The sequence below is a fragment of the Vreelandella xerophytica genome, assembly GCF_968048975.1.
On record NZ_OZ309106.1, the window covers coordinates 2,936,658 to 2,959,838 of the forward strand.

19 protein-coding genes and 1 tRNA gene are annotated in these 23,181 nt (G+C 58.8%); 11 read left to right on the forward strand and 9 right to left on the reverse strand.

Annotation, left to right across the window (positions count from 1 at the left end; translation table 11 throughout):
- Positions 1 to 30 precede the first annotated feature (30 nt).
- The 3 genes from ACWF8S_RS13700 to ACWF8S_RS13710 form a co-directional block, all read right to left on the reverse strand.
- Positions 31 to 2,028, reverse strand: a complete 1,998-nt coding sequence (locus tag ACWF8S_RS13700) for an AAA-like domain-containing protein (RefSeq protein WP_447553918.1) — start codon at positions 2,026 to 2,028, stop codon at positions 31 to 33.
- A 750-nt stretch (positions 2,029 to 2,778) separates the two neighbouring features.
- Positions 2,779 to 3,804 carry a histone deacetylase family protein gene (locus tag ACWF8S_RS13705; protein WP_447553919.1) on the reverse strand — a complete coding sequence of 342 codons (1,026 nt, stop codon included), beginning with the start codon at positions 3,802 to 3,804 and terminating at the stop codon, positions 2,779 to 2,781.
- Positions 3,805 to 3,858: 54 nt separating this feature from the next.
- Positions 3,859 to 4,551 (reverse strand): GntR family transcriptional regulator, encoded by a 693-nt coding sequence (locus ACWF8S_RS13710; RefSeq protein ID WP_447553920.1) that lies wholly within the window; start codon positions 4,549 to 4,551, stop codon positions 3,859 to 3,861.
- A gap of 216 nt (positions 4,552 to 4,767) precedes the next feature.
- Between ACWF8S_RS13710 and ACWF8S_RS13715 the strand changes: the two genes are divergently transcribed.
- From ACWF8S_RS13715 to ACWF8S_RS13740, 6 genes are all read left to right on the forward strand, one after another.
- Entirely contained in the window at positions 4,768 to 6,324 is a 1,557-nt protein-coding gene (locus ACWF8S_RS13715; RefSeq protein WP_447553921.1) for an ABC transporter substrate-binding protein, read from the forward strand.
- A gap of 61 nt (positions 6,325 to 6,385) precedes the next feature.
- Complete coding sequence (locus ACWF8S_RS13720; RefSeq protein WP_447553922.1) at positions 6,386 to 7,363, forward strand: ABC transporter permease; 978 nt, start codon at positions 6,386 to 6,388, stop codon at positions 7,361 to 7,363.
- The gene (locus ACWF8S_RS13725; RefSeq protein WP_447553923.1) at positions 7,360 to 8,193 is read left to right on the forward strand and encodes an ABC transporter permease; all 834 of its coding nucleotides are present in this window, start codon (positions 7,360 to 7,362) and stop codon (positions 8,191 to 8,193) included. The genes ACWF8S_RS13720 and ACWF8S_RS13725 overlap by 4 nt, the downstream gene beginning before the upstream one ends.
- A gap of 9 nt (positions 8,194 to 8,202) precedes the next feature.
- Positions 8,203 to 9,849: an ABC transporter ATP-binding protein gene (locus ACWF8S_RS13730; protein WP_447553924.1), complete on the forward strand. Its 1,647-nt coding sequence runs from the start codon at positions 8,203 to 8,205 to the stop codon at positions 9,847 to 9,849.
- A gap of 25 nt (positions 9,850 to 9,874) precedes the next feature.
- The gene (locus ACWF8S_RS13735) at positions 9,875 to 11,302 is read left to right on the forward strand and encodes an FAD-binding oxidoreductase (RefSeq protein WP_447553925.1); all 1,428 of its coding nucleotides are present in this window, start codon (positions 9,875 to 9,877) and stop codon (positions 11,300 to 11,302) included.
- Positions 11,303 to 11,316: 14 nt separating this feature from the next.
- Positions 11,317 to 12,426 carry a pyridoxal phosphate-dependent aminotransferase gene (locus tag ACWF8S_RS13740; protein WP_447553926.1) on the forward strand — a complete coding sequence of 370 codons (1,110 nt, stop codon included), beginning with the start codon at positions 11,317 to 11,319 and terminating at the stop codon, positions 12,424 to 12,426.
- Between the two features lie 38 nt (positions 12,427 to 12,464).
- On the opposite strand, the gene ACWF8S_RS13745 is transcribed toward ACWF8S_RS13740, so the two are convergent.
- The 5 genes from ACWF8S_RS13745 to ACWF8S_RS13765 form a co-directional block, all read right to left on the reverse strand.
- The gene (locus ACWF8S_RS13745) at positions 12,465 to 13,421 is read right to left on the reverse strand and encodes a branched-chain amino acid transaminase (protein ID WP_447553927.1); all 957 of its coding nucleotides are present in this window, start codon (positions 13,419 to 13,421) and stop codon (positions 12,465 to 12,467) included.
- Positions 13,418 to 14,524 (reverse strand): class II histone deacetylase, encoded by a 1,107-nt coding sequence (locus ACWF8S_RS13750; protein WP_447553928.1) that lies wholly within the window; start codon positions 14,522 to 14,524, stop codon positions 13,418 to 13,420. The genes ACWF8S_RS13745 and ACWF8S_RS13750 overlap by 4 nt, the downstream gene beginning before the upstream one ends.
- Positions 14,525 to 14,730: 206 nt before the next feature.
- Positions 14,731 to 15,087: a RidA family protein gene (locus ACWF8S_RS13755; protein ID WP_447553929.1), complete on the reverse strand. Its 357-nt coding sequence runs from the start codon at positions 15,085 to 15,087 to the stop codon at positions 14,731 to 14,733.
- A 111-nt stretch (positions 15,088 to 15,198) separates the two neighbouring features.
- Positions 15,199 to 15,789: an exopolysaccharide biosynthesis protein gene (locus ACWF8S_RS13760; protein ID WP_447553930.1), complete on the reverse strand. Its 591-nt coding sequence runs from the start codon at positions 15,787 to 15,789 to the stop codon at positions 15,199 to 15,201.
- A gap of 334 nt (positions 15,790 to 16,123) precedes the next feature.
- Positions 16,124 to 16,210 (reverse strand) — tRNA-Leu (locus ACWF8S_RS13765).
- Between the two features lie 112 nt (positions 16,211 to 16,322).
- Between ACWF8S_RS13765 and queA the strand changes: the two genes are divergently transcribed.
- The 5 genes from queA (at position 16,323) to secF (ending at position 21,883) form a co-directional block, all read left to right on the forward strand.
- Complete coding sequence (gene queA, locus ACWF8S_RS13770) at positions 16,323 to 17,354, forward strand: tRNA preQ1(34) S-adenosylmethionine ribosyltransferase-isomerase QueA (RefSeq protein WP_447553931.1); 1,032 nt, start codon at positions 16,323 to 16,325, stop codon at positions 17,352 to 17,354.
- Between the two features lie 58 nt (positions 17,355 to 17,412).
- The gene (gene tgt, locus ACWF8S_RS13775) at positions 17,413 to 18,531 is read left to right on the forward strand and encodes a tRNA guanosine(34) transglycosylase Tgt (protein WP_447553932.1); all 1,119 of its coding nucleotides are present in this window, start codon (positions 17,413 to 17,415) and stop codon (positions 18,529 to 18,531) included.
- A 67-nt stretch (positions 18,532 to 18,598) separates the two neighbouring features.
- Positions 18,599 to 18,925: a preprotein translocase subunit YajC gene (gene yajC / locus ACWF8S_RS13780; RefSeq protein ID WP_018918121.1), complete on the forward strand. Its 327-nt coding sequence runs from the start codon at positions 18,599 to 18,601 to the stop codon at positions 18,923 to 18,925.
- 128 nt (positions 18,926 to 19,053) lie between these two features.
- On the forward strand, positions 19,054 to 20,907 hold the full coding sequence (secD, locus tag ACWF8S_RS13785) for a protein translocase subunit SecD (protein WP_447553934.1): 1,854 nt from the start codon (positions 19,054 to 19,056) through the stop codon (positions 20,905 to 20,907).
- Between the two features lie 49 nt (positions 20,908 to 20,956).
- The gene (gene secF, locus ACWF8S_RS13790) at positions 20,957 to 21,883 is read left to right on the forward strand and encodes a protein translocase subunit SecF (RefSeq protein WP_447553936.1); all 927 of its coding nucleotides are present in this window, start codon (positions 20,957 to 20,959) and stop codon (positions 21,881 to 21,883) included.
- 75 nt (positions 21,884 to 21,958) lie between these two features.
- On the opposite strand, the gene ACWF8S_RS13795 is transcribed toward secF, so the two are convergent.
- Positions 21,959 to 23,176 carry an ArgE/DapE family deacylase gene (locus ACWF8S_RS13795; RefSeq protein ID WP_447553937.1) on the reverse strand — a complete coding sequence of 406 codons (1,218 nt, stop codon included), beginning with the start codon at positions 23,174 to 23,176 and terminating at the stop codon, positions 21,959 to 21,961.
- Positions 23,177 to 23,181 lie beyond the last annotated feature (5 nt).

Below are 23,181 nucleotides of genomic sequence, written 5' to 3' on the forward strand. Positions count from 1 at the left end.
GAGGTCCGCCAACCTGGCTTTGTTAGGGCTTTAACCCAGTTTCGCTAGAATATCTTCCATAAATTTCAATGATCGTCTATACATAGCGAAATCTGCTGCATCTACATTCTTTGCATGCGCATCTGGCCTGTCATTTATAACGCTTGCGTTCAAATTAAATGCGTTTTTATCCCCAATTATTTTCTCAAAAAGCTGCCACTCCTTTGTTGAAAGTAATTTGACAAGATCCGTCCAGCAGTATTTTTGGATAATTTCATCAGCACTCATATGAGAAAAGGAGACCCTTTGTTTTTCAGGCAATACAGCTAAAATTCGATCTTTAGATGATTTTTTTGTAGAGTTCGAGAAACTGTCCATCTTAATAAAGTTTAAGGTAATCTCTCGAAATTTTCTTTCTAGGATGTTTCTTCTTTTGCTAATGGCTGCAATTTCATCTGCCCACTCACCAACCGATAATTCTATTTGACTTTTATCTAACTCACCCCTAATTACAGGTATAGCTTCATCAGATGAGTTATACTCCTGCAACATTAAATATCCTTCCCTAACCATGTTCCCGGCAACCTCCGGACCGGCTCTGTCCTTAATTAGTCCATATCGGATTAAAATATTCTTGGTTCTAGGATTCAATTCGGACAAAGGGTTTTTTACCACATGATCGAACCCATCCCTCAACTCTGGGTATATTCCGAACAGGTGTCGCAAAGCAACCTCTGCTATAGCAGCACCTTCATTGTTTATGTAAGTCTCTAATAATGGTTGAACGCGATCCACATCGATAGTGATTGGCCTGGAATCAACAGATATATTTCGATGGATGTAGGAACACATTTTTCTTATCCAATAAGGCATATCTGCTGATTCTTGGGCCACCAATTCTGCCGCCTTTTCTGAAAATCCAAGCCCAGCCATCCTTCCAATTTTTCTTATCATGGCCGAAGATGCTCCTCGTGGAAGCGGGCTTAAATATTCTTCAGGGATAAAAGATAAAACAGAATTTTCTACGCCATTGATATCGCCTACTGTAAACCATTTACTTGAAACCCCGCCTATGACAATGGAAAGTATTCCATCTGATCTTCCCATTTCTTGGTAGGCAACTCGAAGATTTCGCCAGAATTTATTGAACTCTTCTTTCCATTCATGTGATGTTGGCGAGGACGGGGTTATATAATCGACTTCGTCAAACAAAAGTATTATGGGTTTGCCAGCGTCCACAGAGGATTTCTCTAGTAACTTCGTACTCTCGTATAATTTATTGGAGTATTTTTCTGGCAACTCCAGCCTGACATACTTTTCATTATTATCTACGGCAGATTGCACATTTAAAGCGACTGCCTCCATCAACTGAACTGAATTCATTGACCAAATTTCATCTCGAGAGCAGTCAATCATTATCGAAATACATTCATAGTTCTCGAGCTCACTTATTATTCGGTTAATTATCGAAGTTTTTCCTATTTTCCTTACGCCAAGCAACGATCTAATTTGCCCGAGCTGAAGCTTTCTCGCTAGATCCTGCGCTTCTGTTCTTCGGCCATAAAATTGAGCATCATTTGATACTGGCCCTGTAACGTCAAATGGGTCATGCGAATACAATTCGTAGCAAAGAACGCGCTCTAATTCCTCTCCTTCGGGAAGGTTGCCTTTGTAGAGAACCGGCAAAATAGAAATACCTAACTCTCGCCCCCAGTTCTTAAGATTCATGTCTCCGTTCACATCTTGGTGAACCACAATAGCCATATTGGATTCAAATCTTCCTTCGCCTTCATCTATTACTTTTTTTGCAGCGTGTATAGTTCTAACTTGCAACGTTTGAAAGTTTGTAATTAACACCAAGACTTCTTTTTGTATGCCCAGAGCTGCAGAAATTCTTTTGCTAGATTTTGCGATTAAAAGCCCATAAACCCCTTTCTCATATTCAAAAAATTCCTCTCTTGAGAATGAAAACAATCCTTTAGTACTTTCTTTGAAGAATTCCTTCATTTCAGCAAGTACTGTCTTTGGAGAATCGATAATTTCGCTCATCTTATTTCCTATACTCCACTTCAGGTCTATCGATACTTATATGTGAGATTGGAGCCCTAACAGTGATTATACGGAAGGCTACATAACCTCAATAAACGCGCCGGCACATTGATTGAGGTTATGCTGCCCCAAGAAGTGAATCTACCTCATTGTTTCTGCTGAGAGCAAAGCAAAATTTGGCAGCATATCCAAAAGTCGCACGCCTGCATGTTTTGCCGGTTGCAATCATACTGGCGCATGCGTATCACCCGGCAGTGCGCATGCGAATGAAGGCTGCAATAGCGTGGTCCTCTCGCCAAATAGATAGGCAATTGCACTAGCCTCACACACTCCACCTCCCCTTCAAACCATTGCTGCAACAATCCCCGCTGCTGCTCCAACAGCGCTAGATAAGGCCGAACCGGCTGCTCCGGCGGAAGGCTAACGTGCAGTTGCCACAATCGCCGCTGATACGGCAACTGCCCGGCGGGCTGGTGCAGCGGTGTGGCGTGCTGGGTGAGCCATTCGATGTCGGGGAGTAGTAAATGGATGGCACCGCCGTCGAGGGCCAGCTTCACGCCCTTAGCGTTGAAGTTACCGGCGTAGAGGCGCGGGCGGCGGGGTTTGCGCTAGACCGTCGTCAGGGTAGGCGATAAGCAACTGGGCGACGTCTTTTAGCGCAGCGATGTTGGGGGTAAAGGCGTAGAAGTTATCCTGCTTTTCGACCTGGACGCCCCCTTCTTCTTCGAAGGGGGCAACCGTTAGCTCGGCTTATTGCTCTCTTTCCAAAAGCCCTTCAAAAAAGCTCACCGCATTCTCTTCCAGCCCCTCCAGGTAGTAGCCGCCCTCCTGCACCACCAGCGTCGGCAGATTAAGGCCAGCCACCTGTTGGCCCAACTCACCAAAGCCTTCGGTGGAAACCGCTACCTTGGCCTGGGGGTCCTGCTCGTGGATATCGAAGCCCAGCGACAGCACCAGGGCATCCGGCTCGAACAGGCGAATGGCCTGGCAGGCTTCATTCATGCGCTCGAAAAATACCGCCTCGGAGGAGCCGTGGGGCATGGGCAGGTTGAGGTTGTAGCCAAGCCCGGCCCCTTCGCCGCGTTCGTTCTCGAAGCCGCTGACCCCCGGGTAGAAGTTGGTGGTGTCGCCGTGGATCGAGATATAGAGCACGTCGTCGCGCTGGTAGAAAATCTCCTGAATGCCCTGGCCGTGGTGCATGTCGGTATCGAGCACCACGATGCGCGGGTAGCGCCTGGTGAGGTGCTGGGCGGCGATGGCGGCGCTGTTGAGAAAGCAAAAACCGCCCGCGGAGTCGATGCCGGCGTGGTGGCCCGGCGGGCGCGAGAGCGCATAGGCGAAGCGCTCGCCTTCGAGCAGCGCCTCGGCCCCGGCTACCGCGCTTTGCGCGGACCAGTAGGCGGCGTGCCAGGTATGCTTGCCCACCGGGGCGCTGCCGTCGGCCAGGTAGCGCGCGGCTTCGGCCAGAATGCCCTTCAAGGCGTTGGGCGAGCGCACGAAGATGTTCGAGATGACTTCTTCGCCCCAGTCCTCCCCCAAATCATGCCAGCGGGCATGGGCGCTTTCCAGAAAGCGCAGGTAGGCAAGCGAATGCACCGCCCGAAGCGGCGCCACGCCGTAATCCTTGGGCGCGGCCACCTCGAACCCGAGCTTTCTGGCGGCCGCCAGCAGGTGTGTGGCGCGCTCGGCCACTTCTTGCGGGGTGCGCATCTTGCCGCGGGAGAAATAGGTTTGCGGCTGATGAAGCCCCTGGTCCTCGTGGTAAAACGTCTTCATCAACTTGCTCCTTTGCCGCTTTAAAATGGTTGTACTGCCTATCGCCGTGCAGGGCTAAACCGGGGGCTCCCCTGCCTCGCTCAGGCCGCTGACGACGAAATCCCTCGCCACGCCAATATGGTAGTCGATGGCTTCCAGGCAGGCTGGTGCGCTTTTGCTGGCCAGCGCCTCGAGTAGCTGGAAATGGCTGGTGGCGATGGTTTCCGGGGTTGTGTGGGTCTTGGTGATCAGCGTAATACACAGTCGCAGCTCATGTGTCAGGCCGTCAAAGGTGCGAAGTAAGCGTTCGTTGCCCGCGTAGTGCAGCATCAGGCGGTGAAACTGCAGGTCTTCCTCGATACGACGGGTGCCGTCATCGCTTTGCGCGGCTGCGCACAGAACGTCCACCTGCCGCTCGAGCGCGTACTGCGCTTCGGGGCGGTAGCGTTCGGCCAGGCGCTGAATGGCGTGGCGCTCCAGGCACAGGCGTAAATCGAACACGTCGGCAAGCTCTGCGGCGTCCAGCGCCTTGACAAAGAAGCCTCGTCTGGGGCGAGACACCAGAAGGCCGCGGCTTTCCAGCAGCCGGGCGGCTTCGCGTACCGGTGCACGGCTGACGCCCAGGTCTTTGGAAAGCTGTACTTCGGAAAGGCGCTCACCGGGTAAAAAGTGCTGATTGATAATCGCCTGGGTCAAATAGTCGGCAACTTGTTCGACCAGGTTTCGCTGCTGGATAAAGGCCTCGGGAGCCACAGGAGTCAAGGCCATAGACATCTCTCTTGGAACCATTGCTGACGTGCAGTATGACGCAAAATCGTCATCTGTCGATAAACGACTGACGACTGTCGACAGTTCAAATGGGCGGTGCTATGGTCAAAAAAGGCCCCCAAAAAAACATACCCAACGGGCTTACCAGCACCACGCCTCGCTCGCTAAAACGACAAATAACACGTCATGAACGTGAATTACCGAGGAGTAGGAACCATGAAGAACCCTTTAGCTCTGGCCATTTCTGCGGCCACGCTGGCCCTTGCCACCGCCGCCAACGCAGATGACCCGAAAGCCGGCGGCACGGTGGATACGATCATTCAACCCGAGCCACCGGGCCTTGTACTGGGAATGATCCAGAATGCGCCGACGCGCACCGTGGCGGGCAACATCTACGAAGGTCTTCTTCGTTACACTACCGACCTCGAACCCATGCCCCAACTGGCCGAATCCTGGGAGACCAGCGAAGATGGCCGGGTCTATACGTTTCACCTGCGCGAAGGCGTGACCTGGCACGACGGCGAGCCCTTCACCGCCGATGACGTAGTGTTCTCGGCGGATGTGTTTCATCGCGAGCTCAACCCCAGCGCCCGCGCCGTGCTCGAACACGTCGAAAGTATCGAAGCCACCGACGAGCACACCGTGGTCTTCACGCTGGTCGAGCCGTTCGGGCCATTTCTGCTCTCGTTCGAGGCGGGCACGTTCACCATGGTGCCGGAACATCTCTACGCCGATACCGACTTTCGCAACAACGAGCACAACGACCACCCGATCGGCACGGGGCCTTTCAAGTTTGCCAACTGGGAGCGTGGCACGGTCATCGAGCTGGTCAAAAACGATGACTATTACGAAGAGGGTCTGCCCTACCTGGATGGCGTGAACTGGCACATCATCCCGGACGGCGGCTCGCGGGCCGTGGCGTTCGAGAATGGCACGGTTGACGTGCTGCCCAGCGGCACCGTGGAAAACTTCGATATTCCACGGCTATCCGCCATGGATAACGTCTGTGTGACCGAGCAGGGCCACGAGTATTTCAGCCCCTACGCCATGCTCTGGATGAACAACCGTGAAGGCCCCACCGCCGACAAACGCTTTCGCCAGGCCGTGATGTACGCCATGGACCGCGAATTTGCCCGCGATGTACTCTGGAACGGGCTGGGCAACGTGCCGCTGTCGGCCTTTGGCTCCAATGCGCGCTTTCAGGACGACAGCCTGGAACCTTACGATCATGATCCTGACCGTGCCCGTGAGCTGCTCGACGAAATGGGCTACGACAATGAGCCGATCACGATTCTTCCCCTGCCTTACGGCGAAACCTGGACCCGCTGGGCCGAAGCCGTGCAGCAGAACCTGCGGGAAGTGGGCATCAACGTCAGCACCCAGGCAACCGACGTAGGCGGCTGGAATCAGCGCCTGGGCGACTGGGATTATGATCTGGCCTTCACCTATCTCTTCCAGTACGGCGACCCGGCCCTGGGCATCTCGCGTACCTACCTCTCGGATAACATCGCCAAGGGCTCGCCCTGGAACAACGTGGAAGGCTACGAAAACGAGCGCGTCGATGAGCTGTTCGACCAGGCCGCCACGGCTTTCCCGGATTCCGAGCGCGAGGCACTTTACCAGCAGGTACAGGAAATTCTGCACGAAGACGTACCTGTTGGCTGGCTGATGGAGCTGGGCTTTCCCACGCTTTATCGCTGCGACGTCAAGGATCTCGTTACGTCCGCCGTGGGTGTGAACGACGGCTTTAAAGATGCCTGGTTAGACCGCTAGGTCAGGCCCTGCCCGGGTGGCGCTTACCACTCGGGCGTTTTGACACGTCAGGAATCTGATTATGGTGTATGCCCGCTTGATAGCCATGCGGCTTTTTAAAGCCCTCATCGTGCTGTTTCTTATCGTGATATTTAACTTTCTTCTGATTCAGATGGCCCCGGGTGACCCGGCCTCCATTCTGGCCGGTGAAGCCGGCGCGGCGGATCAGGCGTTTCTCGACCAGCTGCGCGAGCGCTTCGGGCTGGATCAACCGATGTATGTACAGCTGTGGCGCTACGTATCGGGCATCGCCATGCTCGATTTCGGTTACTCCTACCGCCTGGGGGTGCCGGTGTTCGATCTGATCATGGCGCGGCTTCCCGCTACGCTACTGCTTACCGGTACGGCCTTTATCCTTTCACTGGTGCTCGGTATCGTGGCCGGTTCCATGGCGGCTTCACGGGCTAAAAAGCCGTCAGGCTCGCTAATCATGGCACTCGCGCTGGTGTTCTACGCCACGCCGCTGTTCTGGATGGCGCTGATGTCGGTGCTGGTCTTTTCAGTGTACCTGGGCTGGCTTCCCGCTTACGGGTTTTACACCGTCGGCGCTGGTCACACCGGCCTTGCGCTGGTGCTGGATGTCGCCAAGCACCTAGTGTTGCCCGCCACGACGTTGGCGCTTTTCTTCATGGCGATTTACACGCGCATGACGCGCACCTCGATGCTGGACGCCAGCCAGCAGGACTACGTCAAGACCGCCCGAGCGAAAGGGCTGAAGCCGCGCATCATTCAGCGCCGTCACGTGCTGCGTAACGCACTGCTGCCCATTATTACCCTGGCCGGTCTGCAGGCGGGGCAAATGGTGGGCGGGGCGATCCTGACCGAGACCGTGTTTGCCTGGCCCGGTATCGGCCGGCTGATGTTTGAGGCGTTGCAGCAGCGTGACTATAACCTCTTGCTGGGTATCTTCTTTTTCTCCGCGGCGCTGGTCATCGTGTTCAACATCATGACCGATCTGGTGTACCGCCTGGCGGATCCGCGCATCAAGGGGGCCTCATGAGCTTTTTTGCACGCTTTGCCCAAAACCGCGGGGCGCTGGTGGGTCTGATCATCTTGTTGCTGATTATCGCCATGGCCCTACTGGCGCCACTGTTGTTTCCCGAATCCCCCTGGCGGATGGTGCAGCGGCCCTTCTTGCCGCCGCTTGCCCAGGACGGCTTCCCCTTGGGAACCGACACCATGGGCCGCAACGTGGCGGCGGGCTTGATGCACGGTGCCTGGGTGTCGCTTCTGATCGGCCTGGTCTCGACCAGCGTGGCACTGTTGATCGGCGTGCCGATGGGGGCGCTGGCGGGCTACTACGGCGGGCTCATCGACGATGTGTTGATGCGCTTTACCGAGTTTTTCCAGACCATTCCCAACTTCGCGCTGGCCATTGTACTGGTCGCCATCATGCAGCCCAGTGTGGCTTCGATCGTGCTGGCCATTGCACTGGTGAGTTGGCCGCCGGTGGCACGCCTGGTGCGCGCGGAATTCATGTCGCTGCGTAACCGCGAATACGTGGAGGCCGCGCGGCTGGTGGGTCAATCCAATACCACGATCATTCTGAAGCAGATTCTGCCCAATACGCTTTCACCGATTATCGTGCTGGCCTCGCTCATGGTGGCCACGGCCATCTTGCTGGAGTCCGGGCTTTCGTTTCTGGGCCTTGGTGATCCTAACGTGATGTCCTGGGGCTACATGATCGGGGCGGCGCGCACCGTGATCCGCCAGGCCTGGTGGCTCAGTTTCTTTCCCGGCGTTGCCATTTTGCTGACCGTGCTGGCGCTTAATCTGGTGGGCGAAGGACTGGACGACGCCTTGAACCCCAAACTTGCCCGCGAGCGCTAGGAGATGGACATGACGGAATCGAGCGGCACACAAGTCGATGCGCAACCGGTACTCAGCATCCGCGCGTTGAGCGTTGCGTTGCCCAAAGGCGCCGACCGCGCGCTGGCGGTGGAAGACGTCAGTTACGAAGTGAATCGCGGCGAGATCATGTGCGTGGTGGGCGAATCCGGGTCAGGTAAGTCGATGGCTGCCAATACGGTGATGGGCCTTTTGCCCAAGGGCATACGCCCCGTCGACGGCGAGGTGCTGTTCGAAGGGCAGAACCTGCTGGCGCTGACGGAAAAGCAGCACATGGCGCTGCGCGGGCTCAAGATCGGCATGATCTTTCAGGAGCCCATGACCGCGCTCAACCCCTTGATGCGCGTGGGCGCGCAGATCGCCGAAGTCTTCGAGGCCCACGGTCAGCTAACCCCCAAACAGCGCCAGGCGCGCGCGCTGGAACTCCTTATAGAGGTGGGACTTCCCCAGCCAGAAAAAGCAATTCGGGCCTACCCGTTCGAGCTTTCCGGCGGGCAGCGCCAGCGGGTGATGATCGCCATGGCGCTGGCGCTCGAGCCGGTACTGCTGATTGCCGATGAGCCGACCACGGCGCTGGATGTGACCACTCAGGCGCAGATTCTTGAACTGATTCGTGATCTTCAGCACCGCCGGGGCATGGCGGTCATGTTCATCACCCACGACTTTGGCGTCGTGGCCGAAATTGCCAACCGCGTCTGCGTCATGCGTCACGGCAAGATCGTGGAAATCGGCGAGGCCCGGGAAGTACTCGACAACCCCCAGCATGACTACACTAAAGCGCTGATTGCCGCGATCCCGAGCAATGCGGTGCCGCCTCATCGAGAGCCCAACGACACGACCCCGCTGCTGGATATCAAGCACCTCAACAAGGTGTTTCGCTCCCGTGGAGGATGGCTGAAGCCAGCCCGCGAAGTACGCGCGCTGGACGATGTGTCGCTGACGCTGGCTCGCGGCGAAACCGTGGGCATCGTGGGTGAATCCGGCTCGGGCAAGTCGACGCTGGGGCGCTGCGTGGTTCGCCTGGAGCACCCGGACGACGGTGAGCTGCTGCTCGATGGCGTGAATCTCACCAAGCTTAAAGGCGATGCCCTGCGTCGTGAGCGCCACCGGGTGCAGATGATTTTTCAGGACCCCTACGCCTCGCTCAACCCCCGGACCAAGGTCGGCATGGCCATTGCGCAAGGGCCAATCGCCAACGGGACCCCCAAGGCCGCAGCGCTCAAGCAGGCGGGTGAGCTGCTGGATATGGTGGGGTTGGGCGCCAGCGCCGTGGAACGCTATCCGCATGAGTTCTCCGGCGGCCAGCGCCAGCGCATCGGTATCGCCCGGGCGCTGGCCCTCAACCCAGAGCTGATCGTGGCAGACGAGGCGGTATCCGCGCTGGACGTCTCCATTCAGGCCCAGGTGCTGGAACTGCTCGAAGAACTCAAGCAGCGCTTGAAACTTTCGCTTTTGTTTATTACTCATGACTTACGCGTCGCCGCGCAGATTTGTGATCGCATCGTGGTCATGCAGCACGGCCGTATTGTCGAACAAGGCAGCGCCGAGCAGATCTTCATACGCCCGCGCGAGGCCTATACCCGCTCACTGCTGGACGCCATACCCGGCCGCGAGGCGCCGGTCGCTGAAAGCGCCTAGCGACCATCCATTGAAAGGAACATGAATGAAGATAAGTCTAGAGGCTCTGCACGAACTCGTGGGGCAAAGCCATGTATTGACCGGTAGTGACGTGACCAGCCGCCAGGAGGACTGGATGACTGGCGCGCCCTGCCATGCGGGGGCGATCGTTCGCCCCGCGAATACCGAAGAACTCTCTAAAGTGATGCGCGCCTGCTTCGAATTCAAGCAGCCCGTGGTGACCCATGGCGGGCTGACCGGGCTGGTTCACGGCACCCAGTCAAGCCCTGAGGAGCTGGTCATCTCACTTGAACGCATGACGGCCATCGAGTCGCTCGATTCGATAGGCGGCACGCTGACCGTTCAGGCAGGCGTGCCGCTTCAGCGCGTACAGGAAACAGCATTAGAGGCGGGGTTACAGTTTCCGCTGGATTTGGGGGCGCGAGGAAGCTGCACCATTGGCGGCAATATCGCCACCAACGCCGGTGGCGTTCGGGTAATTCGCTACGGCATGATGCGCCAGCAAGTGCTGGGGCTGGAGGCCGTGCTGGCGGATGGGCGCATCGTCAGCTCGATGAATCATATGCTCAAGAACAACGCAGGCTTCGATTTGAAGCAGCTTTTCATCGGCACCGAAGGGGTCATGGGTATCGTTACCCGCGCCGTACTACGCCTGCAGCCACCCATGCCCTTTGAACACACCGCGATGGTGGCCTGCCCTTCTTTCGAGGCCCTGACCGCGCTGCTGGGTCAGATGGGCAAAGCGCTGGGCGGCGGGCTCGGCGCCTTTGAAGTCATGTGGCACAACTACTACCACCTGCTGACCGAAACCCTGGGCCGGCACACCCCGCCCCTTGCCGCCGAACACCCTTATTACGTGATCATCGAGTGTCTGGGCAGCGACGACGCCCTGGTCGAGACGCAGCTTCGCGAAGCGCTGGAGCAGGCCATGGAGGAGGAGCTGATTGTCGATGCTGTCATCGCTCAATCGAGCACTCAGCGCGAAGGCCTTTGGGCGATTCGGGAAGATATCGAGGGTCTGGTCAAAGGCCTGACGCCGGTACTGACCTTCGACGTCAGCCTGCCGATTGCCGACATGCAGCGCTACACCGATGAACTGAAAGCTCGCCTTGAAGCGCAGTGGCCGGATAGCCGCCTGGCGGTATTTGGGCACCTGGGCGATGGCAACCTGCATATCTCGATCTGCGCAGGCAGTCATGATCCCGAAATTCGCCACGCCGTGGAAGAACTCGTCTATACGCCGCTGACGGCGCTGGGCGGGTCCATCTCCGCCGAGCACGGTGTTGGGCTGGAGAAGCGGGCCTGGCTGAAAAGCTGTCGAAACGAGGCGGAAATCGAGCTGATGCACACATTGAAGAAAGCCCTCGATCCGCACGGGCTGCTCAATCGCGGTAAAGTACTCATCGAGGCGCGCACCCAACATGACGCCTCACGACCGACTGTCAGCTGTTAATTTAGGAACCTGTTATGCCCCGTTACCCCGAGCACCTTATCGGCGAAGGCCCGGTCAATCCCTTTCCCGGCATTAAAGTACTGGAGCGGCGCATCGGCCGCGAGATCCCCTACCGCTTGGGCTCCAACGAAGGTCTGGACATGCCCCACCGGGCACTGCGCGCGCATTTCGGCGACGCCGCCATCGAGCACGCCTACTGCTATGGCGATGCCGAGGCGCTGGGCGTGCGTCAACGCTTGAGCGAACAGCAAGGTATCAAGCTCGAAGAGATGCTGGTGGATGCCGGCGCTGACAGCCTCATCGCCTTGGCACTTCGCACCACGTGCATGGCCGGCGATACCGTCGTGAGCACCGCCGGCACCTACCCCACCTTTGGCTACTTTGCCCAAGGGCAGGGGTGCCGAGTGGTAGAGCCCAACTACCATGAGGCGCCGGGGGTACTCGCCCCGGACCTTGAAGCGCTGGCCGCGGCGGCGCATCGGGAAAGCGCCCAGCTCGTGTACCTGGCCAACCCGGACAACCCCAGCGGGCACCTGCATGGCGACAGCGACCTGCTGAAACTTCGCGCGGCGCTCCCCGACACCTGCTGGCTGCTGCTGGACGAGGCCTACGGCGATTTCCGCGACGATGCGGGCAGCGACTTCGCTGCCAGGGCGCTGCCCGGCGTGATTCGCCTGCGCACTCTCTCCAAGGCGCACGGCCTGGCGGGGCTGCGCATCGGCTATGCCATTGCCGACCCCGCTGTGCTGGCCATGATGATGAAGGTGCGTATTCACTACGCGGTCTCTGCCTTCACCCAGGCCGCCGCCGAGGTAGTGCTCGATCATATGGATGAGGTGAACCAGCACATTCGCGATGTGAAGACGCGGCGTGAACAGCTCGCCGAGCATTTTCGCGCTTTGGGTGCCGACGTGTTGCCCAGCGCGACCAACTTTGTCGGTATACGTCTTTCCAGCAGCGCACTGGCCGAGCAGGTCAATCGTGAGCTTCTCGAAGCAGGCCGGTTGATTGCCCGCCCGGCGCATCCGGCGCTGGGGCACGTGCTGCGCGTAACGGCGGTGGCCGATGCGTTAGAGCCCGGCCAACTGGCCATTCTAGAGCGGGCGATTCAGGGCGACGCCTGAAGCATCACCCATGCTTTCGCCCTTTTGCTGACCCCGCCTTACGCCGGGGTCAGCCAGTGCTGGAAGGCCTCCAGCTCACCGCGCACCGCCTGGCGGTAGAGGCGTTGCAGCTTACCCGTCACGCTGTCGCCACTAATCGGCTCGCCCAGTGCCGGGACGCCAGCCCGGGTGCCAATATGGCGGCCATCCAGCTCTCTGAGTGGCAAGATTTCCGCCGCCGTGCCGGTCACGAACGCTTCATCGGCAATATACAGCTCGTCACGGGTTATCCGGCGCTCGCGCACCTCCAACCCCAGCTCCTTTTGCGCCAGTTGAATCACGCTATCCCGGGTGATGCCCTGCAGGCACGACGTCACTTCCGGCGTATGCAGCACGCCATCGCGCAGCAGAAAGACGTTCGCCGCCGAGGCCTCGGCCACGTAGCCTTCCGGGTCAAGCATGATGGTTTCATCGAAGCCCGCTTTCACGGCGGTATTCAGCGCCAGCATCGAGTTGACGTAATGGCCGCTGGTTTTAGCGCGACACAGGCTGATATTGACGTGATGCCGCGCCCAGGAAGAGGTCAGCGCCCGCAGCCCGTGGCTCGCGGCGGTAGGTGAAATATACGGCCCGAGATCCCAGGCGGCGATCATCACGTGAGTGGTGAGCCCCTGAGCACGAAGCCCCAACCCTTCGGCACCGAGAAATACTGTGGGCTTGAGGTAGGCATCGGTGAGGTTATTCCTGGACAAGCACGCGCGCTGGGCGTCGATAAGTTCCTCTTCGCTAAACGCCAGAGGGATATCCAGCGCGTGGGCGCTCTCGGCCAGACGACGAGTGTGCTCGTCCGCACGGAACAGATGGGTGCCGTGCGGCCCCGAATATGCCCGCACGCCCTCAAAGCAGCCCATGCCATAGTGCATGGTATGGGTAAGCAGATGCATCCTGGCATCTCGCCACTCGAGCCATTCGCCGTCCTGCCAGATCCAGCCATCGCGATCATAAAGCGGTGTCATCGGGTTGTACGCTCCCAGTCTATTTGCCAGCCATCGATCAGTGCCCGCTGATGCGGCTGTAGATCCTGATACCCCCAGGCGGCGATTTCATCGTTTTGTGGGTCAGGTACGGTGATAGAGCTGCCCGCCAGGGTCTGGATCGTGCTGTGGCCACACAGCGGCGCGTAACCTTCCGAGTAGCCGCCTTCATGTACGAGCACCAGCTTGCCGTCACAGCAGCGCTTGGCCAGGGCCTTGAGCTGGGCGGTCATGTCGGCAAAGGCCTGGCTATTGAGCAGCATCTTGCCCAGCGGATCCTTGGCGCAAGCATCATAGCCGCAGGCCACAATGATCATCTCCGGCGCAAAGGCCTCAATGGCGGGCAGAACCAGGCGCTCCAGGGCGTAGGCATAGGCGCCGATACCACAGCCTGGCGGCAGCGGCAGATTCAGGTTGGCCCCTGCTCCGGCGCCTTTGCCCTGCTCTTCGAAGGTGCCGGTTTCCAGCGGGTAGTTGGCCGCCTGGTGGATCGAGACGGTCAACACGTTCGCCTCTTCATAGAACGCCGCCTGCTGGCCATTGCCGTGGTGTACGTCCCAATCGAGGATCGCCACCCGGTTGACCTGGCCAAGCGCTCGGGCGCGCATCACCGCTGTTGGAATATTGCCAAGCAGACAAAACCCCCGGCCCTGGTCGGCTTCGGCATGATGGCCCGGGGGGCGGCACAGGGCATAAGCGTTCTCGACTTCGCCAGTGGCCACCGCCTCTACAGCAGCAATCGAAAGCCCTGCGGATTGAGTGGCTGCCGCCCAGCTTCCCGGGCGATACGGCGCGCAATCGCCGCCGTCACCACCTAATGCCTTGTCACCCGCCTGCAGCGCATTCAGGTAGCGCGGGGTATGAAAACGACCCAGATCCTCGAGCGTTGCTGCAGGCGGTTTCACCACGTAAAGCTCGTCAATGAGCCCACTGACCTCGAGGATATTCTTGAGCCGGCGTTTGCTTTCGGGGCTTTCTGAGGCGGCCTGGGGCTGCAAAAATTCACCCGCTGAAGAGAACACGCCAATGGCCCCCTGGTCGTGCCAGAAGCAGCGCTCGTGCCAATAAAAACCCGTTTTACTCATCCTGTGCCCTGTCGAAAACCGTTCATGAAAAGCGGCCAGGTTAGCGCCTAAGTAGTCGGCCGGGTAACTGCCTTCTTGATGTGCAACGACAGGCATTAGTCGCAAGCGCATTGGCAGCGCTTACAGGCGCTGCCTCCAAGCGTGTCTCAAGATGTGATCCAGTTTTTCAGACAAGAAGAAACGACTTCTCGAGACACCCTCGCCTATCAGGCCTCTGGCAGTGCCGCAATCACCATGATTTCGACCTTGAACTCGGGCTTGGCGAGCTTGGCTTCCGTGGCGGCACGTACGGGTGGGCGGCCCGGCACGACCCAGGCGTCCCAGATGGCGTTCATCTGATCGAACTCGGCCATATCGGTGACCCATACCTGAGCACTGATCAGATGCTCTTTTGACGTACCGGTCTGGGCCAGCAGCGTGTCGATACGCGCCAGCACCTGCTCGGTCTGGCCGCGCATGTCCGCTGTGGCGTCGCCCGGTACCTGGCCTGCCAGGTAAACGGTACCGTTGTGGATGGCCACCTGGCTCATGCGTGCATTGCTTTCTTGAAGGGTAACGCTCATCGGGTCTCTCCGGAAAAAAATAAAACAGCTGCTTGAGACTACGATATTCGTATCGAAAATGCTTGCCCTAAACATCGCAAGCTTGGCTTTGATGCCCCGCAAGTTATCGGCCTACCCACTGAAACCCACCGACCAGATCATGACAGGCACCGCCGCTAGAAACCCTATCGACACCATGGCCAGCAACCCGTCCCGGGTCAAGAGCCCTGCCGCGAAGCAGGCGATAGCCGCAGACGCTATCGAGCCCGAGGTCGGAATGGCTTCCATGAACGGCATGAAGAGAGTGACGGCCAGGATAAGCACGAGCGACAGGTAAAGCCACGGTGGTTTGATGAAAACCACCAGGCGCGGCTTGAGAAACCGCTCGACGAAATGAACCGGCTTGCGCAACCAGTTGACCCCCGTGCAAAGCTTGCGGGCGGACAGGGTTTTACGTGAAATGAAGGTGGGTAACCAGAGACACGTTCTGCCCAGAAGCATCTGCAGGATGAGTACGAACTCGACGGCGGCCACCATTGCGGTGATACCGGGTATCGAACTGGCCGGGGAAGCCGAAACAAGGGCGAACATCAACATCAGCGAGGCAAAAGAGTGATGGCCGAGTTCGTCCACCAGCGACGCGATCCTCACTTTTTCCCCTTGGATCGATTTTTCCAGGTGGTCAAGCACCTCACTAAGTGCCCGGGTGGTGTGTTCGGCCATTATCGACCTCTCTGGTAACTACAAAGCCCTTTTATCGATAGATAAACGAAGCCCCCAAGGCGTCGAATACTCGTCAGAACAGCGGCGCCTTTGTATCGATTGTAGTCCAGGCCAGCCATCAGATTCGAAATAGATACGTGTGCAGCCACAACCCCATAAGCAACAAGGCAAACAACACGACGGTTACCACGCCATTGAGCAGGCCAAGCTTCAACACCACACCCGCGAATGTGTAACCCATGAGGCTACCCTATCAATTTCGCGTGCCCGGCCGCCGGACGATTGAAAAACAGGCACAAAAAAGGCCTAGCGATGAACGCTAGGCCCTGAAAAATGGTGCCGGTGGCCAGACTCGAACTGGCACACCCGTAAAGGCGGCGGATTTTGAATCCGCTGCGTCTACCAATTCCGCCACACCGGCAATGGATGCGCATTATACGGGGAATCATCGGTGGGTCAATCACATTGACTGACTTTGTAGCCACAAAGCGCTATCCTATGGCGCCTGTTTGACCACCGTTAAGAGCCAACCCATGCAGCGCGCGGACTTCCATTTCGAGCTACCCGATGAGCTGATTGCTCGCTACCCTTCCGAGCAGCGTAGCGACTGTCGCTTGCTGTGCGCGGATGCCCGGCGCGACACGCTCGAGCATCGCCAATTCACGGACTTGACCGCGCTACTCGAACCCGGCGACTTGCTGGTGTTCAACGATACCCGCGTGATCCCCGCCCGCCTGCACGGCCACAAGGCCAGCGGCGGCAAGGTGGAAATGCTGCTGGAGCGCCCGCTGGACAGCCACCGGGGCTTGGCGCATATCCGTTCGAGCAAATCACCCAAGCCCGGCACCGAGCTGATCTTCGAGGGCGATATTCACGCAGTGGTGGAAGCCCGCCATGACGCCCTTTTCGAGCTGCGCTTTCTGGGCGAGACGCCGATGATCGCGCTTCTGGAGCGCCACGGCCATATGCCGCTGCCGCCCTACATTACCCGGGACGACGAGCTCTCGGACCGCGAGCGCTACCAGACCGTGTACGCCCGCCGCGAAGGGGCGGTAGCTGCCCCCACCGCAGGGCTTCACTTCGATCAGCCGCTGCTGGACGAGCTGGCCAGACAAGGTGTGAACAGCGCGTTTGTAACCCTGCACGTGGGCGCGGGCACCTTTCAGCCGGTACGGGTCGACAACATCCTCGAGCACCACATGCACAGCGAGTGGATCGAGGTGAGTGAGGCTACCTGCCAGAAAGTGCGCGAGACCCAGGCAGCAGGCAAGCGCGTGATTGCCGTAGGCACCACCAGCGTGCGCTGCCTGGAAAGCGCTTGCCAGAAAAGCGAAGACGGCCGGATCGCCCCCTACAGCGGCGACACCGACATCTTCATCTACCCCGGTTACGAGTGGCGCTGCGTGCAGGGGCTGATTACCAACTTCCACCTGCCGGAATCGACGCTGTTGATGCTGGTCTCGGCGTTCTCGGGCTACGAGCTTATCATGCGGGCCTACCGCGAGGCAGTCGCCGAGCGCTACGCCTTTTTCAGCTACGGCGACGCCATGCTGCTGACGCGCTAAGCCCGGCCGCCCTTAACGAATCGAAAAACGAGTTACTGCAATGCGAAAAGAATGCTTTATGCGCTTCGAGCGCCTGGCGGAAGACGGCCGTGCCCGGCGTGGCCGCCTTCACTTCCCTCGCGGCACGGTGGAAACCCCCGCCTTCATGCCGGTGGGCACCTACGGCACCGTGAAAGGCATGACGCCGGAGGCGGTAAAAGAGATCGGCGCGGAGATCATTCTGGGCAATACCTTCCACCTGTGGTTGCGCCCGGGCACGGAGGTGATCGAGGCCCACGGCGACCTGCACGACTTCGCCCAGTGGGACAAGCCGATCCTCACCGACTCTGGCGGCTTCCAGGTCTTCTCTTTAGGCGAGACGCGCAAGATCACCGAGCAGGGCGTGCACTTTCGCTCGCCGGTAGATGGCAGCAAGGTCTTCATGGGCCCGGAAGAGTCCATGGCGGTGCAGCGCTCGCTGGGGTCGGACGTGGTGATGATTTTCGATGAGTGCACGCCCTACCCGGCCACCTTTGAAGAAGCCGAAAAATCCATGGAGCTGTCGCTTCGCTGGGCCCAACGCTCACGCGCGGCCCACGGCGATTCGCCCTCAGCGCTTTTCGGTATCATCCAGGGAGGCATGCACCCGGAGCTTCGCGAGCGCTCGTTGAAGGGGCTTTTGGAGATCGGCTTCGATGGCCTGGCCATCGGTGGGCTTTCCGTCGGCGAGCCCAAGGAAGAAATGATCAAGGTGCTCGACTACCTGCCCACCTGGATGCCCGACAACACCCCCCGCTACTTGATGGGCGTGGGCAAGCCCGAGGACCTGGTGGAAGGCGTGCGCCGCGGGGTGGACATGTTCGACTGCGTGATGCCCACCCGCAACGCGCGCAACGGGCACCTTTTCACCTCCCACGGCACCGTCAAGATCCGCAACGCCACGCACCGTCATGACACGCGCCCACTCGATGACGAGTGCGATTGCTATACCTGTCAGAACTTCTCCCGGGGCTATCTGCATCACCTGGATCGCTGCAACGAGATGCTCGGTTCGATGCTCAATACCATCCACAACCTGCGCTATTATCAGCGTGTAATGGCGGATTTGCGCGCGGCTATCGAAGCGGGTACATTGACCGCCTTTGTGGAAGGCTTTTACGCCCAGCGCGGCTTGCCCGTGCCACCCCTTGCGAATTGATCGTCACCCGCCTTGGCGGGTGGTTTAACCCCTTCACCCATTAACGTCTAAACCAGGAGTTCACTCGATGCTGGATTTCTTCATCTCCCCGGCGCATGCCCAGGAAGCCGCCGCCGGCGGGGGCATTGCTCAAATCGTCATGCTGGTCGGTTTCGTCCTGATTTTCTACTTCCTGCTCTGGCGCCCGCAGGCCAAACGCGCCAAGCAGCACAAGCAGTTGGTGACCAGCCTGGACAAGGGCGATGAAGTCGTCATCGGCGGCGGTCTGGTCGGCCGTGTGACCAAGGTGTCCGACGAGTTTCTCACGCTGGAAGTGTCCGAAGGCACCGAAGTGAACGTGCAGAAAAACGCCGTGGCAGCCGTACTGCCCAAAGGTACTATCAAGTCCATCTAATCATTGCCCCACCCTGCCGAACGTGCCAGCCACCCCGGCATGGGTGAGATGGTCGATGATGGTAAACGTTGCCGTACACGGGCTCCCCGCGTACGGCAATTCCGTATGTCATTGAAGGCAGGGCTTACATGCTCAACCGTTACCCCCTGTGGAAGTATCTGCTGATACTGGTCGTCTTGATCGTTGGCCTTATCTACTCGCTTCCCAATTTATTTCCCGCCGACCCCGCCATTCAGGTAAGCAGCGCCCAGGGCAATGCCCTTGACGAGCGTGAGGTGTCGCGTGTCCAGCAGGCGCTTGACGACAACGACATCGCAGTAACCGGCGTCGAACAGCAAAACGGCCAGTGGCTGATCCGCCTGGCAAGCGATGACGACCAGCTCGACGCCCGCGACGTGGCCGCCGAGGTGCTGGGAAGCGATGCCACCGTAGCGCTGAACCTGGCCGACGCCACCCCCGGCTGGCTGCAGGCGTTCTCCGCCTCCCCCATGACGCTGGGCCTTGACCTGCGCGGCGGCGTGCACTTTCTGCTGGAAGTGGACATGGACGCGGCCATTACCCAGCGTCTGGAAGTCAACGCCAGCGCCATGCGCGAGCTTCTGCGCGGCGAACGCATTCGCTATCGCAACAGCGAGATCGACGGCCAGACGCTCTCCATCGACTTCGCAAGTTCGGACGACCGCGATGCAGCCCGGCGCCTGATCAGCCGCGACTTCCCCGATTTCGACTACACCAATGAAGGCAGTGGCCGTGCTTCCACGCTTACGATGTCGCTCAGCGATCAGATCGTCAGCGAAATCCAGGATTACGCGGTCAACCAGAACCTGACCACCTTGCGTAACCGGGTGGACGAGCTGGGCGTGGCGGAGCCCATGGTCCAGCGTCAGGGGCCGAGCCAGATCGTGGTCGAGCTGCCCGGCATTCAGGACACCGTGGCCGCCAAGCGCATCGTGGGCGCCACGGCGAACCTGGAATTCCGCCTGGAAGCGCGCAACGATACGCCGGACATGGAAACCGAATCCCACGTGTTTCGAAACAACCAGGCCCGCTCGGCGGAGCTGATGCGCGATGTCATCATCACCGGCGACAGCGTTTCGAGCGCGAGCAACAGCTTCGATGAAAACGGTCGTCCTCAGGTCAATATCAACCTGGACGGCACCGGCGGCACGCTGATGAATCGCGCCACGCGTACCAACATCGGGCGCAACATGGCGGTGCTGTTCATCGAGCACAAGAGCGAAGACACCGTGGTCACCGACCCGGAGACCGGCGAAGAGACCCTGGTGCGCGAACCCTACGTGGAGCGCGGCCTGATCAGCCTGGCCACCATTCAAAGCGCGCTGGGCAACAGTTTCCGTATCACGGGCCTCGACTCCCCCACCGAAGCCGCGGAGCTTGCCCTGCTGCTGCGCTCGGGCTCGCTCGCCGCCCCTATCTACTTCGTGCAGGAGCGCACCATCGGGCCAAGCCTGGGTGCGGAAAACATCGACCGCGGTCTTCTGTCCGTTCAGATCGGTCTTTTGCTGGTCGTGCTGTTCATGCTCGCCCGCTACAAGGTCTTCGGTGTGTTCGCGACCGTCGCACTGGGCTTGAACCTGACGCTGCTGGTAGCGGTGATGTCGATGCTGGGCGCCACACTCACGCTTCCCGGCATCGCCGGTATCGTGCTCACCCTGGGCATGGCGGTGGACGCCAACGTGCTGATCTTCGAGCGTATCCGCGAAGAGCTTCGAAACGGGCTGTCGATTCAGCAGGCAATTCACGCCGGCTACGAGCGCGCCTTCACCTCGATCGTCGATGCCAACATCACCACGCTCCTGGTGGCGGTGATTCTGTTCTCGATCGGCACCGGCCCGGTGAAAGGCTTTGCCGTGACGCTCTCTATCGGCATTTTGACGTCGATGTTCACCGCGCTGATGGTGACGCGCGCCATGGTCAACCTGACCTACGGCAGCAAACCCGTCAAAAAGCTATGGATCTGATCAACATGCCCTGGATCCTTGCGCTTCGCCCCGACTTCAAGAGGTGGTCATGAAACCCCTATCACATCTGAACATCGACTTCATGGGACGGCGAAACATGGCGTTTATCGCCTCCGCCATCATGCTGGTCGTGTCGATCCTTGCCATCGCCCTGTTCTCGCTGAACCTGGGGCTGGACTTCACCGGCGGCACGCTCATTGAAGTGCGCTACGGCGCAGCGCCGTCGCTGGACGCCGTTCGCCAGCTACTGGAAAGCAATGGCTTCCAGGACGTTTCGGTACAAACCTTTGGCGCCTCCACCGAGGTATTGATTCGTCTGCAGCAGGCCTTTGACCCGGACGTGGGCAGCGATGTCGTCAATCTGCTGCGCGAAAACGGTGAAAGCGTCAATCTGATTCGCGCCGAGTTCGTGGGCGCCCAGGTGGGCGATCAGCTGCGCGACCAAAGCGGGATGGGGCTGATGGTGGCGCTCGGCGTGGTCATGCTCTATGTGGCCCTGCGCTTTCAGTACAAGTTCGCCCTCGGTGCACTGCTGGCTCTGGTGCACGACGTCATCATCGTGGTCGGCGTATTCGCGCTGTTCCAGCTCGATTTCAACCTCACCGTGCTGGCGGCGATTCTGGCGGTCATCGGCTACTCGCTCAACGACACCATCGTGGTGTACGACCGCATTCGCGAATCGATTCGCACCTCGCGCATCGACGACATGCCGCAGATCTTCAACGAAGCGATCAACGCCACGCTCTCGAGGACGCTGGCCACCTCGGGTACCACGGTACTCGTGCTGCTGGCGCTGTTGATTCTGGGGGGCGACATGATTCACAACTTCGCCGTTGCGCTTCTCATCGGCATCGTCGTGGGTACCTTCTCCTCGATCTACATCTCCGGGGCGCTGTTGATTCCCTTGAAGCTCTCTCGGGAAGATCTGATCCCCACGAAAAAGGCCATCGACGAAGAGGAAGAAGAGCTGCCTTGAGGGCATTTTTCAACCGCTAGGTTTCAATCATTAAAAAGCCCCTACCAGTTACCCAGTAGGGGCTTTTTCATACCCTTACTGGTGGGTTAGCAACGTTTGAATGCTGAGCGCCGTAACGAGTGCTGCTTCGGGCAACCGAGCCACGGGGACACGCTCATCGGCACGATGCCCATTGGCTTCGAGCGGATCTTTGGGGCCGGCACCGTACATTACCGTGGGAATCCCCGCTTCACTGTAGAGACGCGCATCGGTGTAAAGCGGTAGCGCCCCGGTACCTATAGACTCTTTCAATACCGTTTGTGCCTTATCCGCAAATATAGCTGCTAACCTTTCCGACTCGGGGTTAGAGAGCATGGGATTTGCCAATAACCGACGTTTAATAGTTACTTCAACTCCTTGATCGATAGGCACGGAGTTGATCAATTCGCAAAGTGCTTGCTCCACTTCCAAAGCCGACTCTTCAGGAATGATACGCCGATCGATGCTGAAAGTGACTCGATCTGGCACCACGTTCGTATTGATACCGCCCTGGATGGTGCCTACCACAAGCGAAGGGCTGCTCACTCCTGGGTACTCGGAAATACGCTCGTTCAAGGTTTTTCGATGCTCATAGAGAGCATCCAGAATGGGCATCGATTGCTCGATCGCATCAACCCCTGTGTGATGCCAAGCCGCATGAGCGGAGCGACCCTGTACGGACACATCCAGGTGTAAACACCCGTTATGCGCGGTAATCACCTCGTACGAAAACGCAGCGCAGACCGCGTAATCCGGCCGGGAGATCCCTTCAGATAAAAGCCAGGCAGGCCCTGTGGCGCCACCGGTTTCTTCATCATAAGTAAAATGCAGCTCGACGCATCCGGCGTCGAGACTCTGGGTGTCGATCAGCGCCTTGAGAGCGTAAGCGTAGCTGACAAAATCGCTCTTTGACACCGCCGCCCCTCGCCCGAAAAGCCACCCATTGTCTACTTCACCTCCATAAGGGTCTTTGCTCCAACCATCGCCGGGCGGGACTACATCACCATGGGCATTTAGAGCTACCGTTGGCCCCGGGCCGAAACGATGGCGTACCACCAGATTGGTGACTCGGACCATGCCGTGCTGCTTGCACAGCGATTCGGGGACTTGATGCTGTTCTACCTCAAAGCCCATCGCCTCAAGTAGCTGTGTCGTTCGCAAGGCATGCGCATGACCGTCGCCCGGCGGGTTATCCGAGGGCACCTGTACGAGCTCTCGAAGCATGTCGATCTGATGGTCGAGGCGCTCATCGAGCCAGGTCTTTAATTCATTCATAAGTC